Source organism: Luteibacter flocculans (genome assembly GCF_023612255.1).
Lineage (GTDB): Bacteria > Pseudomonadota > Gammaproteobacteria > Xanthomonadales > Rhodanobacteraceae > Luteibacter > Luteibacter flocculans.
In genome coordinates this window covers 2183034-2200136 of record NZ_CP063231.1, presented here as the reverse complement: position 1 = coordinate 2200136, position 17103 = coordinate 2183034, and the positions used below count along the sequence as shown (strand labels likewise).

The following is a 17103-nucleotide window of genomic DNA, read 5'->3' as shown; positions in this document are numbered from 1 at the left end:
TGCCCGCACCCTAGACTGCGGGAACTCTCGCGGCTCAGGGGCCCTTCATGCGCAGACCGACGCCTCGTTTCCTCGCTGTCGCTGCGGTGACGCTGGCGGTCGCCGCGGGCATCGCCTGGTGGCTGCTGCGGCCGCATGGCGATGAACCGATCGTCCTGCACGGTAACGTCGATATCCGCCAGGTCTCGCTCGCCTTCAACGGTAGCGAACGCGTCGCGCAGATGCGCGTGGAGGAAGGGGATCGGGTCGTCAGCGGCCAGGTGCTTGCCACACTCGACACCACCAAGCTCGCCTTGCACCTCGCTCAGGCGCAGGCACAGCTCGGTGCGCAGGATCAGCTCCTCAAGCGGCTGGAAGCCGGCAATCGTCCCCAGGAGATCGCCCAGGCCGACGCGAACGTGCGCGCCGCGCAGGCCGATGCACGCATGGCGCGGCAGACGCTCGATCGACTCCGGGAGATCAGTCGCGACACGCGCGGCCGCGCGGTGAGCCACGAGGAACTGGACCAGGCCGCCGCCGCGAGCGCCGCCGCCGATGCCAAGCTCGACGCGCAACGCAAGGCGCACGATCTCTCCGTGGTAGGAGCGCGCAAGGAAGACATCGACCAGGCGCGCGCGCAACGCGACGCCGCGGCAGCGGAACGCGCGGTCGTCGCGCAGCAACTCGCGGATGCCGAATTGAAGGCACCCGTCGACGCCGTGATACGCAGCCGCCTCGTGGAGCCGGGTGACATGGCCTCGCCGCAGCGTCCCGTGTACACCTTGGCGCTGCTTCACCCGAAGTGGATCCGTGCCTACGTGTCGGAGACGAATCTCGGCCGCATCAAGCCCGGCCAGGCGGCTCGCGTCACCACCGACAGCGCACCGGCTCACCCGATCGAGGGTCGCGTCGGCTACATCGCCTCGGTGGCCGAGTTCACGCCCAAGAACGTGGAAACCGAGGACCTTCGCACCAGCCTGGTCTACGAGGTGCGGATCAACGTCGACGATCCCGACGATCGCCTTCGCCTCGGCATGCCGGCGACCGTCGAGCTGCCCGGTACGGTGGCTGCAAGGCCATGACCGACGAACTTGCGCTGGTGGCCCGCGGTATCGGCAAACGTTTCGCCGCGAGCCGCACAGGGCAGGCGGTGCAAGCGCTGGACGACGTTTCGCTCGCCGTGGCAAAGGGCACGATCACCGCACTTGTAGGACCTGACGGCGCGGGCAAGACGACCTTGCTGCGTCTTGCCGCCGGGTTGATGGTGGCCGATGCGGGAACGATGACCGTGCTGGGCATCGATGTCGCCCACGATCCGCAGGCCGTGCAGGACAGCATCAGTTACATGCCGCAGCGCTTCGGCTTGTATGAAGACTTGAGCGTTCAGGAGAACCTCGATCTCTATGCCGACCTTCACGGCGTCGATGCGGCCACGCGTCGCGATCGCTATGCACGTCTCATGGCGATGACCGACCTGGGGCGATTTACCGACCGTCCCGCAGGCAAGCTGTCCGGCGGCATGAAGCAGAAGCTCGGCCTGGCCTGCACGCTGGTGCGTTCGCCCGCACTGCTGCTTCTGGACGAACCGACCGTCGGTGTCGATCCGCTGTCTCGCCGTGAGCTGTGGGAAATCCTCGAGCAGCTCGTCGCCGACGAGCGGCTCAGCGTGCTGGTCAGCACGTCCTACATGGACGAGGCGGAGCGTTGCGAGCATGTGGCCATCCTGCATGAAGGTCGTCTGCTGGCGGACGGCCCCCCATCGACGATCCGCGCGACGGCGGACGGCTTGTGTTTCGCTGCTACGCCCGCGGCAGGGACGGCGGCGCGTTCGCTCCAGGCCCGGCTGCTCGACGACGAGGACACGATCGATGCCGTGCCGCGCGGCGGAAAAGTGCATGTCGTGCGTGCACGACATGCCGTGTCGCAGGGCGATTCTGGGCTCGCCGCGCTGCTCGGTGCGGCGAGCAGCGTACCGGTGGCAGCCACCCTGGAGGACGGGGTGATGCTCGCATTGCGTTCGAAGGTACAGCGCGATTTCGCCGCGGCTGCCTCCACCAGTACGTCGGGAGCGGCGCAGCGGGCGCATGACGGGCCCGTCATCGAGGTCAAGGATCTGGTCCGCCGATTCGGGGACTTTATCGCTGTGGATCGCACGAGTTTCAGCGTGGAGCGCGGTGAGATCTTCGGCCTGCTTGGCCCGAACGGTGCCGGCAAGACGACGACGTTCCGCATGCTGTGCGGGTTGCTTCCGGCCAGTTCGGGCAGCCTGCACGTCGCCGGATACGACCTTCGACGCGCACGCGCGCACGCTCGCCAGCAGGTCGGCTACGTGTCGCAGAAGTTCGCGCTGTACGGCAGCCTCAGCGTGGACGAAAACCTTTCGTTCTTCGGTGGCACCTATGGTTTGCACGGCGCCCGGCTGCGCGAGCGCATGCATGCGGTAAAGGCGCAATTCGAGCTGGAACGGTCCGGCGGTGCGCCGGCGGGTAGCCTGCCCGGTGGATTCAGGCAGCGGCTGGCGATGGCGACCGGCCTCCTGCACGAGCCGGACATTCTGTTTCTCGACGAACCGACGAGCGGTGCGGATCCGCTGGCTCGCCGCGAGTTCTGGCGACGCATCACGGCGCTGGCCGAAAGCGGCACGACCATCATCATTACCACGCACTTCATGGAGGAAGCCGAGTACTGCGATCGCGTCGTGATCCAGGACGCAGGGCAGGTGCTTGCGCTCGGCACACCCGCAGCCATCCGTCGGCAGGCCGGGGAGACCGACGAGGCCCCCTTCGACATGGAGCAGGCGTTCATCGGCATCGTGCGGCAGCACCGACAGCATACAGGCGGCAACGCCAGGGATGCCGCATGAGCACGGCGAACAGAAGCGGTTTTGCGCGGCGGTTGATCGCGCTCGTACGCAAGGAGGTCAAGCAGTTGCTGCGGGACCGGAGCAATCTCATGGTGGGTATCGCCCTGCCAGGCGTGCTGATCCTGATCTTTGGCTATGGCCTTTCGTTCGACGTGAAGCATGCCCCCGTCGCTGTCGTGCTCGAAGACCCGTCGCCGATGGCGAACGACGTGATGGCCGGCATGCGCCTGTCGCCGTATCTCGATCCGAAGCCGGTTCACGACATGCACGCCGCCGAGGCGCTGATGGCCGATCGCGAGGTAAACGCGATCCTGCGTATTCCCTCGGACTTCTCGCGACGCCTGCACCTCGGCGACGCGCACTTGCAATTGATCCTGCACGGTGCGGATGCCAATACGGCACGCACGGTGCAGGGCTACGTGGAGTCGTCGTTACAGGCGTGGGCGGCCGAGCAGGAACAGCGTGCGGGTGACACCGCCACGCCGATCGGCATGGTGCATCTCGAGCAGCGCCTCTGGTTCAACGAGGCCAACACCAGCACGTGGTTCCTCGTACCCGGACTGCTGGTACTCATAACGACCCTGGTGGGCGCGTTCCTTACGGCGTTGGTCATGGCGCGGGAGTGGGAACGCGGCACGCTCGAAGCCCTGTTCGTCACGCCGGTACGGCCGCTGGAAATCCTGCTGGCGAAAATCATTCCGTACTTCGTGGTCGGCCTGATCGGGCTGGCGATGTGTCTGCTCGCGGCGCGCTTCCTGTTCGAGGTGCCGCTGCGCGGATCGCTACTGCTGATCGTGCTTCTGTCGGTGTTCTACATGTTCGTTGCGCTCGGCATCGGTCTACTGATTTCGGCGGTCACCAAGAATCAGTTCAATGCCAGCCAGATCGCGTTGATCGCCAGTTTTCTTCCCGCGCTCATGCTTTCCGGTTTCATCTACGACCTGCGCAACATGCCCTGGCCGGTGCAGGTGGTGGGGCACGCGCTTCCGGCGACGTATTACTTGGAAGCGCTGAAAAGTCTCTTCCTGGCCGGCAACCTGTGGTCCATGGTCCTGAGGAATTGCGCCATCCTGTTCGGCTACGCGGTCGTGCTCCTGGCGGCGGCACGCCTGAAGACCCGGAAGCGCATCGGATGAACAGCCTTGTCGCCTTCCTGCGTCGCGTGCTCAACCTCTGCCGGAAGGAGCTTAAGGTGATCCTTAAGGATCCGGCGGGCCGCATGGTGTTGTTCGCACCGGTGCTGGTGCAGTCGTTGATTTTTGGCTACGCGGCGACGCTCGACCTGCGGCAGGCCCCTTATGCGCTGCTCGATCAGGATCACGGCGAGGCGGCCACGGCGCTGGTCGCCCGGATCGAAAGCTCCGGCGCCTTCCAGCGCGCGGCCACACTCCGGAACGAGAGCGACATCCCACCCATCGTCAATGCGGGCGACGTGCTGTTCGTCGTACACATCCCGCCGCGCTTCGAAAGCCGTCTTTCCAACGGCGAGGACACGCCGGTGCAACTCGTGCTCGACGCGCGCAATTCGGTCTCGGCAGGGACGGCGGCGGGGTACCTGGGCACGATCGTGAGCCGCTTCAATGCCGATTGGCGGAAGGAACACGGTGGTGGCGAGGTTCCGCTTACCGTGGACGTGCGTAGTTGGTACAACCCGAATCTCGAAACGCGCTGGTTCATGATGACCGCCATGATCGCGAACCTGAGCATGCTGCAGACGCTCATGCTGACCGCGCTGTCGGTCGCCCGCGAACGGGAGCAGGGCACGTTCGATCAGTTGCTGGTGACGCCGTGTACGCCGACGGAGATCATGATCGGGAAATCGGTGCCGTCGATCATCGTCGGTCTCGCGCAGGCCAGCCTCGTCGTGCTCATCACCAGCCTGTGGTTCCGCATCCCGCCGGCGGGTTCACTAGTGACGCTTTATACGGCGCTGTTGGTGTTCACTTTGGCGGCCGTGGGCATCGGGCTTGCCATTTCCGCACTGGCGGTGAGCATGCAGCAGGCGATGCTCTACACGTTCGTGCTGATGATGCCGCTCGTCCTGCTGTCGGGCATGACCACACCGATCGCCAACATGCCCGTGGTCATGCAGTGGTTCACGATGATCGATCCCGCGCGTTATGGCATCCACATGGTTCATCGTGTCTACCTCGAAGGCGTGGGCCTCCACGCGGTGCTCGCCGACATCTTGCCCTTGCTTGCCATTTCCGCTGTGACCCTGCCCACCGCGGCGTGGCTCTTCCGTCATCGACTCACCTGAATCCGGTACGCCTCATGCGCACGCCAACGCCTCGCTTTCTGCCGCTTCTCGTCCTGGCGATGGGCACGCTCGGCGGCTGCGCCGTCGGCCCGGATTTCGTCCGCCCGACACCGACGACCAAGCCGCCTGCGGACTGGACGACCCTGCGCGCCGGCGACCCGTCGCTGCGCGACGCGGCATGGTCCGGCGAGCACGCCGAACCGTCGAGCGATTGGTGGAAGGCGTTCGGCGATCCGGTGCTCGACGCACTGGAAGCGCGCGCCGCCGCTGCCAACCCCGATCTGCAGACGGCGGCGCTACGTTTTGCCCAGAGTCGTGCGCAGCGCCACGCCGTCGCGGCACAGCACGGTCCACAAGTAAACCTGGGTGCCAGCGCGCAGCGCCAACGCCCGAGCGAAAACGGCGCGACCACCCGAACCATCGATGTGCTTGCGCCGGCGAGCAGTCGCGATGCCGTGCTTGCCCTCCTGAGCCAACCGTTCAACGTGTACGAGGCGGGCTTCGACGCTTCCTGGGAACTCGACTTCTGGGGACGCGTACGGCGTTCGGTCGAAGCAGCCGACGCGCAGGTGGACGTGTCCGGGGCACTCTTCGACGGCGTTCGACTCGATGTGGCGGCCGAGGTGGCACGACGCTATATGGAACTGCGCGGCGTACAGCGGCAGGTCGCCCTCACGCGGGCCGACATCGATGCCGCCACCGAGCGCTTCGCCCTGCTGAAAGCACGCGCGGACGGCGGCATGGCCAGCGACCTCGATGCGACGCGGCAGCAGGCGCTGCTGGCCGATCTCGAGTCGCGCCTGCCGGCCTTGCTGGACCAGGAGGCCAGCGCGATCGATGGACTCTCGTTGTTGCTCGGGCAGCCGCCGGGAGGTCTCCAGACCATGCTGGCTCCCCCGCATGACGAAGCGCCCACGCCGGCCTGGCCCGATCTGGCGCTGGGCGTGCCTTCCGAGCTTGCACGCCGTCGGCCCGACATCCGCCAGGCGGAAGCGCGTCTGCACGCTGCTACGGCGAACACGGGCGTTGCCGTGGCCGACCTGTACCCGCGCATCACGCTAGGCGGTTCGTTCGCCTTCGAGTCGCTCAGATCCGGGGAACTTGGCGACTGGGGTAGCCGCCAGTGGACCGTAGGGCCGCGACTGGACCTCCCGGTATTCGACATGGGCCGCCGACGCAGCGTCGTCACCCTGCGCCGGCTGGAACAGCAGGAGGCGGCGGTGGCGTATCAGAACACCGTCCTGCAGGCGTGGACGGATGTGGATACCGCATTGAACGGGTACGCCGCCGAACGCCAGCGGCATGCGCGACTCGTCGAACGCGAGCGTCTGTCGCGCGACGCGTACGATATGGCGGTGTCGCGCCATCGGGCCGGCGACGTCAGCTATATCGATGAGCTGGACGCGCAGCGGACCCTGCTCGACGCGCAGCGCGAGCTGGCACAGAGCACGGCGGCGGTTTCGGTGCGATACGTGGCGGTGTGCAAGGCTATCGGGGGCGGCGACACGCCTAATTGACCGGGCTCATGTGGCGGACTGCGTCATCGCCTATGATCCGCCCCATGAACACACCTTCTTCACATTTCTCCGAGCCCATCCCGCGCCGCGGCAGCCTGGCGTGCGTCGGCATGGGCATGACCCTTGGCTCGCACCTCACGCCCCTGGCACACAGCTACATCGTCCAGGCGGACGTCGTGTTCGCGGCACTCTCCGACGCCGTGGTGGAAGCCTGGCTCCGGCGCATGCATGGTGACGTGCGCAGTCTGCAGCCGTACTACCGCGAAGGAAAATCGCGCATGCGGACGTACCGGCAATGGGTCGACCTGATGCTGGACGAGGTGCGCGCGGGTAAGCGCGTGTGCGGCGTGTTCTACGGGCACCCTGGCATCTTCGCGTGGTCGCCGCACAAGGCCATCGAGAAGGCGCGGGACGAGGGTTTCGAGGCGCGGATGGAGCCCGGAATCTCGGCAGAGGATTGCCTGTATGCCGACCTGGGCATCGATCCGGGCCGCTATGGATGCCAGCACTTCGAAGCCAGCCAGCTACTGTTCTACGAGCGTCGGCTCGATCCCAGTGCGTACCTGGTGCTGTGGCAGGTCGGCGTGGTGGGCGACCGATCCCTGGCTCGCTTCGCGACCGGGCCGGCCTACCGACAGGTATTGGTGGATGTGCTGGCCCAGGACTACCCGTTGGATCACGAGATCATCGTCTACCGGGGCGCGACGCTGCCCATCCAGACACCGGGGGTGCGCCGCATTCGTCTGCGCGACCTGCCGGGGGATCCTCTGACGGCGGTGGAAACCGTGGTGCTGCCTCCCGCCGTGGCCCTGAAGCCGAATCCGGCGATACAGGAGCGCCTGGCCGCGATCGATGCGCTTGAGGCTGACGCCGGACGGTAAAGAAACGGCGGCGGCTGCCGTCACGGTTTCCGGGGCCTCGGCCCTGACATCGACCGTTATCGGAAAACAGGGGAACAACATGCGTGACACGATCGAACTGCTGGAGGCCATCGGGCGCGACGCCGCGTTACGCGATGCGTCGGCCGAAGAACTGGCCGAGTTGCTCGCCAAGGCCGGTGCGACGGAGGCATTGGTGAAGGCCGCTGCCCTGGGTGACAGCTCGCACTTGGACGGTGAATTCGGCCGCATCACCATGCACACGACGCAGATTTCCCAGACCCCCTGCCACGAGGATGACGATGACGGGGATGACGACGGGGACGACGATTGCGACGATAACGACGACCAAGGTGACGACGATTGCGACGACGAGCCGCAAGCGCCGCCAGCGCCCGGCCACGCCGAGCCATAGTCGAGGCCCGGGACGGGGGACGACCAGGGATGAAACGTTTCAGGTCATGGTTTGCCTGCCTCGTCCTCGCCTGCGGCGCCGTGGAAGCCGCAGAGCGTACCGCGACTTCGATCGACGACCCGGCGGCATTTCTCGCCCAGACCGAAAGCCTGCGCACGAAAGATCATGCCGAGTTCGTACGCCGGCTTGAGGAAATCCACCGCGTGTCCCCGCCGATGGACGCGTCCACGACGTGGTACCTGCGTTATCTCGACGCCTGGCAGACCATGTTCTCGGGCGATTACGTCAAGTCACAGACGGCGCTGCAGGACATCGTGGCGCATTCCGGCGACGCCACACTGGCGGCCAAGGCATCGGCGCTGTTGCTGAGCAACTTCGCCGCCAACCGTCGCTATGCGGAAGCGTTCGCGCTCGCGAACCAGGTCACCGTGGGCCTGGACAAGGTCACTGACCCGCTCGCCCGGTCGATGCTGCTGATGAATCTGTCGCAGATGCTGAATCTCGCAGGCCAGGCGGACCTCGCCCTGCGCTACGCGGCGATGATGGAGGAATCCATGCCGCCGGGCGGCGATCTCTGTTATCCACGCTCCTTGCGCGTCGCCGCGCTCGATACGCGCGGCCATCTTTCGTCGACAAGCACCGACCTGACAGAGGCCATCGAGACCTGCGTGTCGTCGGCCCAGCCGGTGCTCGCCAACACCATGCGGCTGGTTCTCATCGACCGGCTGCTCGACGAGAACCAGCCGCGCAAAGCGCTCGATCTGCTTGACCACATCGGCGGCAGTATCCGCACCAATGCGTACTATCCGCACATGCTGGCGTCGCAAGTGCAACGTGCCAGGATCTACGAAAAACTCGACAGGAACGACGAAGCCCGGAAGGCGGCGCTAGCCGCCGTGGCCATGAGCGATCCGTCCGACCTGAGCGAGTGGCTGAGGGATGCTTACGGCGTGCTGTACCGGATCGAGAAGGCCAGTGGACACAGCGCCGCCGCGCTCAACTATTACGAGCGCTATACCGCTGCCGACAAGGGATATCTCACCGATCTCACGGCGCGCAGCCTTGCCTTCCAGCTCAGCCAGCAGCACGTCGTGGTCCAGAAACTGGAATCCGAACAGCTGGCCAAGCAGAACAACATCCTGCGCCTGCAGAAGGCACTGGAAACCAAAGCGCTGGAAACGGGGCGGCTCTACATCGGCCTGCTGTCGATGTTCCTCGCCTCGGTGATCTTCTGGCTCTTCCGCACCAAGCGGTCGCAGCTCCGCTTCCGCAAGCTGTCCCGTTACGACGGCCTCACGGGAATCTTCAATCGCCAGCATTTCATGAACGAAGCGGAGCGCGTGCTGCGATCGATGGAAAAGCGTCACGCACCCGCGTGTCTGCTGTTGATCGACCTCGACCACTTCAAGCAGGTCAACGACACCTATGGTCATGCCATGGGCGACGTCGTGCTTCGGCACGCGGCGACCCTTTGCCAGCAGCAGTTGCGCCCCGCGGACTTGTTCGGACGGCTCGGTGGAGAGGAATTCGGGGTGTTCCTACCGGGCTGTCCGCTGGACGAGGGCGTAGCGATCGCGGAGCGCATCCGGCGGGCCATCGAGCTGTCGCCCGCCGTGGAGGACGGGTACACCATCGTGTTTTCCGCCAGCGTGGGGGTCGCAGGCACCGAAGACCACGGCTATACCTTGCCGCGTGTATGCCGCGAAGCCGATGCATCGCTCTACGCGGCCAAGCGCGCTGGACGCAATCGCGTGGTCGCGAACGGCCACGCGCACGAGTGCGCACAGCCGTCCGTGGCCTAGCCGCTAAAGGTCGAACGAGGCCGACACATAGAACGTGCGCGGCGTGCCCTGGGTCAGGTAACCGCCGTTGGCCGAGGCCCAGTAACCCTTGTTCGCCACGTTCTGCACCGTGAGCCGGAAGGTGACGGGTACGCCTTCCAGATGCGTCGTGGTGCGCGCACCGAGATCGTACGTCGTCCACGCCGGTACCTTCAGGGTGTTCGCCGCGTCGAGATACTGCTTGCCGGTATGCACCGCCCGTGCGCTCAGGGTGACGTCGGGCACGTTCGGCAGATCCCACTCCACGCCGGCATTGGCCTGGAAGCGGGGCACGCCGATCGCGTCGTTGCCTTCGTTCGTGCCCCCCTGAGTCTTCACCAGTTCGGGCCGGATGTAACTGAGGCCGCCAAGCACGCGTATCCCCGCGGTGGGCTGGCCAAACACGTTCCATTCGACGCCGCGATTCCGCTGCTCACCGTCCACGACATACGTGTTGGACGTGTCGACGTAGGCGCTCGGCTGCTTGATCTGGAACAGTGCGAGGCTGCTGCCGACGGTACCGGCATCCCACTTCACGCCCACTTCGTTCTGCTTCGCCTTGTACGGCGCGAACACTTGGCCGGCATTGGTCACCGGTCGGTTGTTGAAGGTCTCCGGCGCCTGATCGCCCTGCGTCAGCGCTTCGATATGGTTGGCGTAGACCGACCATTGCTCGGCGATACGGTAGTTCAGACCGATGACGGGGCTGGTGGCGTACTGCTCGTACTCGGCATTCTTCGCACCATCCACGCCGTTCACCGCGTAGTTGTAACCGAGCACGTGCAGCTTCTGGCGACGGGCGCCGAGGGTGAGTTCCAGGCTGTCGTCGAGGAAACCGAGGGTGTCCGACACCGCGACGCTGCGCAGTTGCGTGCGCCCCGTAATGCCCGGATCGGAAATCGGGCCCACGTTATAGGCAAACGCCGGCACCGGCACATAGGTCGGCGCGTAAAGGTTGGTCTGGATCGGATCGAGTGAGCCGGCGTACGCCGCCTTCTTGCGGAACGTGAGCGCGGAGAAGCCGACGTTGACGCGGTGGCTGACCTCGCCGGTGTCGAAGTGCATGTTGACTCCCGCCTCGCCGGTGGCGGTGTCGGCGATGTACGGCACCGTGAAGCGCGTTTCCGTGGCGTTGCCAGCGCGATCGAGCAGGGTAGGGCTCACGTAGTCGCCAAACTCGTTGCCGTGGTGCGCACCGGCCGCGACGTAACCGGTGATCCACGGTGCGAAATCGTACTCGGCGCGAACGACGCCGAAGGTGTCCTCCAGCGAGGAGTTCGACCACGGTTGCGCGTAGTTGGTGCGTGCGGACGGGGCACGCGGAACGGCGGTGAGGCCACTGGCATAGACGACGGCACGGCCGCCGGTAATGACCTGCTTCTGGTAGCCGAGATCCGTGGTGACGCGCAGCTCGTCGCCGCGGTAATCGAACGCGACCGACGCAGCGGTGACGCGGCGCTGTTCGCCGTCGATGCCGGTGTTGCCGTCGCGATGCACGGCATTCACGCGCACACCGAAGGCATCGCCAGCGCCAAAGCGGCGACCGAGATCGACGCTCGCACCCACCTGACTGTCGCTGCCCCAGTCGAGCCCGACCCGTGCGATCGGCTGCGCTTCGGCACGCTTGGGTGCGATATTGATCGAACCGCCGATGCCGGAGCCGCCGGGGCTGATGCCGTTGAGAAACGCGCTGGATCCCTTGAATACTTCCACGCGGCTGACCAACTCCGGTGCGAGCAGTTGCCGGGGCAGCAAGCCGTACAGGCCATCGAAGGCGATATCGTCGCTGTAGAGCTGAAACCCGCGAATGGTGAAGGTCTGCGAGAAGTTGCCGAAGCCGAAGCCGGTGCGTACGGCGGCGTCGTTCGACACCACGTCACCCAGCGTGCGCGCCTGCTGGTTGCGAATAAGCGTGTCCGTGTAGCTGGTACTGGCAAACGGCACGTTCATGGCGTCCTGGTTACCCAGCACGCCAAACCGTCCACCACGCGCGACCTGATCGCCTGCATAGGCCGCGGTGGGCGCCGCCACGTTGGCTTCGACCTGGATGCCCGAAAGCGTGGTGCTGTTGTCGCGGGGCGTCTGCTGTGGATTGGCATCGTCGGTCGCATGCACGGTGGGAGACAGGAGCACGACGAGGATCGCGCCGACGAGCGCACGAAGGGTGGGGGCAGTGGAGGGCATCGAGGATCCAGGCAGGTTCGCGGGCGGATGTAAATGCGAAGCAGTCGCATTATCAGGTAAAGCTAAGCCGCTGCCAAGCGCCGTCGGTCGCGTATTTCCACAATAAATTGCGAAAAAGGCGGCGCTAAATGTCGCATCCGGCTGGCGCCCGCCGAGCCGCCCCAAGGAGAGTGCGCCATGACAAGCCGCCTGTTATCGAACCGGTCGATCCTTTCGTTTGCCCTGGCGACCGTCGTCGCCGCGTCCGCCACGAACGCCGCGTGGGCACAGACCGCCAAGGCGGTGAGCCCGGTGATCAAGATCAATCAGGCCGCGGCCACGGACCCGATCGAGACGACGGCGCTGCGCGGATCGCTGAGCATGCTTTCGGGTTCGGGCGGCAACATCACCGTGCTGGCCGGTAAGCAGGGGAAGCTGTTGGTCGATGCCGGTATCGCCGTATCGCGACCACGCGTGGAAGCCGCACTCGACGCGCTGGGCAAGACGCCAATCAAGTACGTCATCAATACGCACTACCACTGGGATCACACGGACGGCAACACGTGGGTGAGTGAGGGCGGCGCCAAGATCCTTGCCACGCAGGGCACGGTGCGCCGCGTTTCGGAAGTGACGCATGTGGCGTACTGGGATTTCACCTTCCAGCCGCTGCCCAAGCGCGCGATACCGACCGAGGTCTTGAAGGCCGACAAGACGCTTCATTTCGAGGGCCAGACCGTGGAAGTGCGTCTGCTCGACCCGTCGCATACCGACACCGATCTTTACGTGTTTTTCAAGGAGGCCAACGTCGCCTCGCTTGGCGACCTGTTCTGGAACGGCGTCTATCCGTTCATCGATAACGAGCATGGCGGTGGCATCGACGGCATGATCAAAGCGGATGACGCCATCCTCGCGCGCCTCGATGACAACGTCATCATCGTGCCCGGCCACGGACCGGTTGGCAGCAAGAAGCAACTGAAAGATTTTCGCGACATGCTCGCCGGCATTCGCGACAAGGTGGTCGCCATGAAGAAGGCAGGCAAGTCGCTCGACGAAGTCATCGCCGCGAAGCCCACGGCCGAGTACGACGCGATCTACGGGCACTTCGTGATCGCCCCCGATTTCTTCACCCGCATCGTATACGAAGGCGTGAAGTAATCGGAAGGGGCCGTCACGGCGGCTTGTGAAACCTCAGTAGCAAGCAGCTACCTCCCCTTAGGAGCCGCCATGGCGGCGAGGAAATCTTGCGGCATGGTGACAAGATTCCCCTCGCCGCCATGGCGGCTCCTGCAGGAGAAGCGCGCAGGTTTCTGGCATGTGACAGAACGATTCGCGGCGGCCGCGCTCCTGTCCCACTTATGAAAGGAACCGCTTCCGCCGTGCCTTAGTTTTTCATTGCTCATTGAGAAAGGCGTTGGAAAGAACGCCGCACTAACGTTGCGCACAGACTCCTCCTGCGCGACGCGATCGACCTCTCGTGAACTCACCGGCGTGTACGACAAGAACCCGCCGTGTGACGGCAGCGATGAGCATGCGAGTGGGTGGGCTTATCGTCCTGCTTGTTCTTCGCGTGTTGTGGTTGTCGGCCTATCCGCTGAATTCGGATGAGCCGCAACATGCGCATGTGGCGTGGAGCATTGCGCAGGGCGCGATGCCTTACCGCGATGTTTTCGATAACCATGGTCCGTTGTTCAGTGCGATCTACGCCGCACTGCTGAAAATTCTCGGCGAACGGCCGGACGTTCTGTGGTGGCTGCGCCTCGCCGTGGTGCCCTGGTACATGCTGTCGCTGGTAGCGACATGGCGCATCGCGCGCCGGCTGTATTCCAACGGTATCGCTGATGCAACCGTGATCCTCATTGGCCTGCTTCCCATCCTGTTCATCAAGTTCGGGGAGTTCCGCACCGACGATCTGTGGGCGGCGTTGTGGCTTTGCGGCATGGCGACGATGACGCTTGCGCAGCGGCGAACCTGGCGCTGGCTGGCGAGTGGCGTGTTGTTCGGCGCAGCCTTGTCCGTCTCACAGAAAACGCTGCCGCTGACGGTCGTCGCACTCGCGTCTGGGGGGGCGATCTGGGGCACATGGTGGTGGATACATCGCCGCGTCACCGCGGCGAACGCCTTGGCGCTGCTCGCGGGTATGGTGACCGTGCCGGGCCTGTTCGTCCTGTGGCTGGCGATGCGGCACGATGGTGCCCCCGCCTGGTTCGACATCGTCGCGTACAACCTCGCGCCTACCGGGTGTCCCGGGCGCCCATGGCATCTCGTCGGTTACGCGCTTGTCGCTGTCGCGATCCTTGTCTTCGTTGTAGTGACGATGCGCGGTAAGGATGCGACCACGCGATGGCGAACATTCCTCGGCGTGCATGCGCTCCTGTTCATGCTGATGATCTGGTTCGTCTGGCCTCTGCCGACGGAACAGGATTTTCTCCCCGTGCTGCCCATGGCGGTGCTCTGGCTGATCGGCTTCGTCGACCGCTCCGGCGTCCTTCCATCCAAGGGCAAGATCGCGCTCGTTTCTCTCCTCGCGCTCACGGAGTTCGGCCTGGTGCTCACCCACGCTCCGCTCTGGCGAGACAAGCTCGCGGCGGAGGAGGCGCAACTGCGTGTCGTGATTGCCTGTACCACGCCGAACGACACGCTGATGGACCCGAAGAACGGAGGCATCTTCAGGCGCCGCCCCTACTATCTGGTGATCGAGAGTCTGGCGAGGCAGCGTTTCAAGTACGGCCGCATGCCGGACGATATTGCCGGCTGGCTGATCGCAAACCATACGATGGTCGCGATCGATGGGATGTATCCACCGGCAGCGCAAGCATTCATCGAGCAGCACTACCTGCCCGGTACCGGAGGGGTGCGCATGGCTGGCATCGCCGTTCCCGCGCTGGCAGGTCCGGCGAACGTCGATGTCGTACTGGCCGGCAGCTATGTCGCGACGGATGGTCTCCAGGAGACGCCGGTCTCGATCGACGGCGCAACGGCGGCTACCCGCTGGTCGCTCGCTGCGGGACATCACACCGTGAGTACTGCTACCGGCCGTCCGCTGATCATGGTCTGGCGACAGGCGTGGGAATGCGGCTGGCGGCCGGACGTCGTGCAGTCACCCGCATCAGGTCACGCTCTGCCGGTGCCGCGCGCCTGAGGCGTTGAGCCACTGGATAGCCAGCTCGCCGATGTCTCTCAGGAAGCGTGGCTTCCAAGCGGATCGTCGATGGCCTCGCCGAGGAAATCGAGGAACACGCGGAGTCGTCGCAGACGACGCAGGTCGGTGTGATAGCAAAGCCATAGATCGCGCGACGGCAGCGCATCGCCGGTGTCGATGGGTTCCAAGCCGTAGTGGTGACCGAGGACGCTGGGCAGCACGGCCAGCCCTGCGTCATGCGCGCAGGCGATGCCTTGCGCTTCGCGGCTGTTGCTGCGGATGGTGAGTTGCGCGCGGGGAAATCGCTCATGCAGCCACGCGACATCGGCCAGCGCATCGAACTGCGTATCCATACCGATGATGGCGTGACCTTCCCCGTCGACCGTGGCCTCGGGACGGCCGCGTGCGGCGAGGTATCCGGACGAGGCGAACAGATCATAGCGAACGTGCGTGAGCCGACGTTGCACCACGTCGGGCACGTCGGACGGGCGAAAGCGGAACACGAGGTCGGCTTCCCGACGATCGAGGCTGAGCATGCGGAAGTCCGCCACCAGTTCGATGGTGACCCGGGGATGGTGCAGGCTGAAACGCGCGATGGCCGGGGCAAGCACGAGATGGGCGAACCAGTCCGGTGACGAGACGCGCAACTGACCGTGCAGGGTATCGTCCTGACCCGCCAGTTCGCGTTCCATCGCGAGCACTTCGTCTTCCATGCGCTCGGCGTGGCGCAGCATGGCCGCACCCTCGTCGGTGAGGCGGAAGCCGCTCGCAGAGCGTTGGAACAGGATGCAGCCACAGGCTTCTTCCAACTGACGCAGGCGGCGGCCCGCGGTGGGTTGGCTGAGGTCGAGCTGGGACGCCGCGGCTGTCAGCGTGCCGGTCTTCGCGATGGCGAGGAACAGGCGGAGGTCGTCCCAATCGAGGCGTGCGTCGTTCATGCGATTTCGTATGGCGGCCATGCGGCGGTGGCGGTGGTCAGGCAGGGGCGAGGTCACCACACTGGCAACACGACGCCGACATGCCGCGGCGCTCGCCAGACATCGGATTCCCACCACCCTCAGCAGAGATCGCCAGTATGCCTGACACAATCCACGCCGCCGTTGTCGAGCAGGTCGATGGCCCCTTCGTGCTCAAGACGCTGTCGCTTCCACCGCCCGGCCCCGGCGAGGTTCGGGTAGGCATCCACGCCAGCGGCGTCAATCCGCTCGATACCAAGATTCGCGCGGGCAAGGCCGAGCACGCCCGCCATCCGCTTCCCGCCGTCCTGGGCCTGGATCTGGCCGGTGTCGTCGAAGCAGTGGGCTCCGACGTGACGGCTTTTCGGGTGGGTGACGAGGTCTGGGGCATGACCGGCGGTGTGGGCGGCCACCAGGGCAGTCTCGCCTCGGCCGCAAACGTGGACGCCCGGCTGCTCGCGCACAAGCCGCGCGCGCTGTCGATGCGCGAAGCGGCCGCACTGCCGCTGGTGTTCATCACCGCATGGGAGGGCTTGATCGACCGCGCCCGGCTCGCGCCAGGCATGAAGGTGCTCGTGCAAGGTGGAAGCGGCGGCGTCGGCCGTGCGGCGGTGCAAATCGCCCTGGCGCGCGGTGCGGACGTGTACGCCACGGATCGTCCCGAACGCGCGGGCGAGCTTGCCGCCATGGGCGTCACACCGATCGACCGCGCCCGCCCTGTAGACGACTACGTGGCGCAATGCACCGGCGGCGACGGCTTCGACGTGGTCTACGACACGGTGGGCGGTGCGGTGCTCGATGCGTCGTTCCGCGCCGTGCGGCGTTTCGGTCACGTGGTCAGTGCGCTCGGCTGGGGGACGCATTCCCTCGCGCCGCTGTCATTCCGCAGCGCAACGTACTCCGGCGTGTTCACGCTGCTGCCGCTGCTGAGTGGGGAAGGGCGGTCGCACTACGGCCGGATCATGGCCGAAGCCGCGCTGCTGGCCGACGCGGGCAAGCTCCGGGTCACGCTCGATCCGCACCATTTCACGCTCGCCGACGTGGCCGATGCGCATGCCTTGCTGACGTCCCAGGCGGCGCGAGGCAAGGTCGTGGTGGACATCGCCTAGCGGC

The 17103-nt window shown here is 65.5% G+C and carries 13 protein-coding genes; 11 read left to right on the top strand and 2 right to left on the bottom strand.

What is annotated here, in order from left to right:
- Nucleotides 1-47: 47 nt before the first annotated feature.
- From IM816_RS09245 to IM816_RS09210, 8 genes are read left to right on the top strand one after another with little or no spacing between them, the layout of a single operon-like run.
- Nucleotides 48-1061: an HlyD family secretion protein gene (locus tag IM816_RS09245; protein WP_250337833.1), complete on the top strand. Its 1014-nt coding sequence runs from the start codon at nucleotides 48-50 to the stop codon at nucleotides 1059-1061.
- Entirely contained in the window at nucleotides 1058-2842 is a 1785-nt protein-coding gene (locus IM816_RS09240; protein WP_250337832.1) for an ATP-binding cassette domain-containing protein, read from the top strand. The genes IM816_RS09245 and IM816_RS09240 overlap by 4 nt, the downstream gene beginning before the upstream one ends.
- Nucleotides 2839-3978, top strand: a complete 1140-nt coding sequence (locus IM816_RS09235) for an ABC transporter permease (RefSeq protein ID WP_250337831.1) — start codon at nucleotides 2839-2841, stop codon at nucleotides 3976-3978. Before IM816_RS09240 ends, IM816_RS09235 begins: the two co-directional genes overlap by 4 nt.
- On the top strand, nucleotides 3975-5102 hold the full coding sequence (locus IM816_RS09230; RefSeq protein WP_250337830.1) for an ABC transporter permease: 1128 nt from the start codon (nucleotides 3975-3977) through the stop codon (nucleotides 5100-5102). Before IM816_RS09235 ends, IM816_RS09230 begins: the two co-directional genes overlap by 4 nt.
- Nucleotides 5103-5116: 14 nt before the next feature.
- Entirely contained in the window at nucleotides 5117-6619 is a 1503-nt protein-coding gene (locus tag IM816_RS09225) for an efflux transporter outer membrane subunit (RefSeq protein ID WP_250337829.1), read from the top strand.
- Between the two features lie 44 nt (nucleotides 6620-6663).
- Nucleotides 6664-7500, top strand: a complete 837-nt coding sequence (locus IM816_RS09220; protein WP_256470146.1) for an SAM-dependent methyltransferase — start codon at nucleotides 6664-6666, stop codon at nucleotides 7498-7500.
- On the top strand, nucleotides 7478-7912 hold the full coding sequence (locus tag IM816_RS09215) for a hypothetical protein (RefSeq protein ID WP_250337828.1): 435 nt from the start codon (nucleotides 7478-7480) through the stop codon (nucleotides 7910-7912). Before IM816_RS09220 ends, IM816_RS09215 begins: the two co-directional genes overlap by 23 nt.
- 29 nt (nucleotides 7913-7941) lie before the next feature.
- On the top strand, nucleotides 7942-9714 hold the full coding sequence (locus IM816_RS09210; RefSeq protein WP_250337827.1) for a GGDEF domain-containing protein: 1773 nt from the start codon (nucleotides 7942-7944) through the stop codon (nucleotides 9712-9714).
- 3 nt (nucleotides 9715-9717) lie between these two features.
- On the opposite strand, the gene IM816_RS09205 is transcribed toward IM816_RS09210, so the two are convergent.
- Nucleotides 9718-11916: a TonB-dependent receptor gene (locus tag IM816_RS09205; RefSeq protein WP_250337826.1), complete on the bottom strand. Its 2199-nt coding sequence runs from the start codon at nucleotides 11914-11916 to the stop codon at nucleotides 9718-9720.
- 177 nt (nucleotides 11917-12093) lie between these two features.
- Between IM816_RS09205 and IM816_RS09200 the strand changes: the two genes are divergently transcribed.
- Both IM816_RS09200 and IM816_RS09195 read left to right on the top strand, forming a co-directional pair.
- Entirely contained in the window at nucleotides 12094-13050 is a 957-nt protein-coding gene (locus IM816_RS09200) for an MBL fold metallo-hydrolase (RefSeq protein WP_250337825.1), read from the top strand.
- A 367-nt stretch (nucleotides 13051-13417) separates the two neighbouring features.
- Nucleotides 13418-15034, top strand: coding sequence for an ArnT family glycosyltransferase (locus IM816_RS09195; RefSeq protein ID WP_250337824.1), 1617 nt, complete (start codon nucleotides 13418-13420; stop codon nucleotides 15032-15034).
- A 38-nt stretch (nucleotides 15035-15072) separates the two neighbouring features.
- Here IM816_RS09195 and IM816_RS09190 read toward each other — a convergent pair whose 3' ends face one another.
- A complete protein-coding gene (locus IM816_RS09190) occupies nucleotides 15073-15972 on the bottom strand; it encodes a LysR family transcriptional regulator (RefSeq protein ID WP_250337823.1) in 900 nt (299 codons plus the stop codon).
- 137 nt (nucleotides 15973-16109) lie between these two features.
- Between IM816_RS09190 and IM816_RS09185 the strand changes: the two genes are divergently transcribed.
- Entirely contained in the window at nucleotides 16110-17099 is a 990-nt protein-coding gene (locus IM816_RS09185; RefSeq protein WP_250337822.1) for a zinc-dependent alcohol dehydrogenase family protein, read from the top strand.
- Nucleotides 17100-17103: the final 4 nt, after the last annotated feature.

What these genes read in the sequence shown, in the direction of transcription:
- IM816_RS09205 (WP_250337826.1), bottom strand. Translation starts at nt 11,916, where the DNA reads ATGCCCTCCACTGCCCCCACCCTTCGTGCGCTCGTCGGCGCGATCCTC.
- IM816_RS09210 (WP_250337827.1), top strand. Translation starts at nt 7,942, where the DNA reads ATGAAACGTTTCAGGTCATGGTTTGCCTGCCTCGTCCTCGCCTGCGGC.
- IM816_RS09195 (WP_250337824.1), top strand. Translation starts at nt 13,418, where the DNA reads ATGAGCATGCGAGTGGGTGGGCTTATCGTCCTGCTTGTTCTTCGCGTG.
- IM816_RS09185 (WP_250337822.1), top strand. Translation starts at nt 16,110, where the DNA reads ATGCCTGACACAATCCACGCCGCCGTTGTCGAGCAGGTCGATGGCCCC.
- IM816_RS09200 (WP_250337825.1), top strand. Translation starts at nt 12,094, where the DNA reads ATGACAAGCCGCCTGTTATCGAACCGGTCGATCCTTTCGTTTGCCCTG.
- IM816_RS09230 (WP_250337830.1), top strand. Translation starts at nt 3,975, where the DNA reads ATGAACAGCCTTGTCGCCTTCCTGCGTCGCGTGCTCAACCTCTGCCGG.
- IM816_RS09240 (WP_250337832.1), top strand. Translation starts at nt 1,058, where the DNA reads ATGACCGACGAACTTGCGCTGGTGGCCCGCGGTATCGGCAAACGTTTC.
- IM816_RS09220 (WP_256470146.1), top strand. Translation starts at nt 6,664, where the DNA reads ATGAACACACCTTCTTCACATTTCTCCGAGCCCATCCCGCGCCGCGGC.
- IM816_RS09225 (WP_250337829.1), top strand. Translation starts at nt 5,117, where the DNA reads ATGCGCACGCCAACGCCTCGCTTTCTGCCGCTTCTCGTCCTGGCGATG.
- IM816_RS09245 (WP_250337833.1), top strand. Translation starts at nt 48, where the DNA reads ATGCGCAGACCGACGCCTCGTTTCCTCGCTGTCGCTGCGGTGACGCTG.
- IM816_RS09190 (WP_250337823.1), bottom strand. Translation starts at nt 15,972, where the DNA reads ATGAACGACGCACGCCTCGATTGGGACGACCTCCGCCTGTTCCTCGCC.
- IM816_RS09235 (WP_250337831.1), top strand. Translation starts at nt 2,839, where the DNA reads ATGAGCACGGCGAACAGAAGCGGTTTTGCGCGGCGGTTGATCGCGCTC.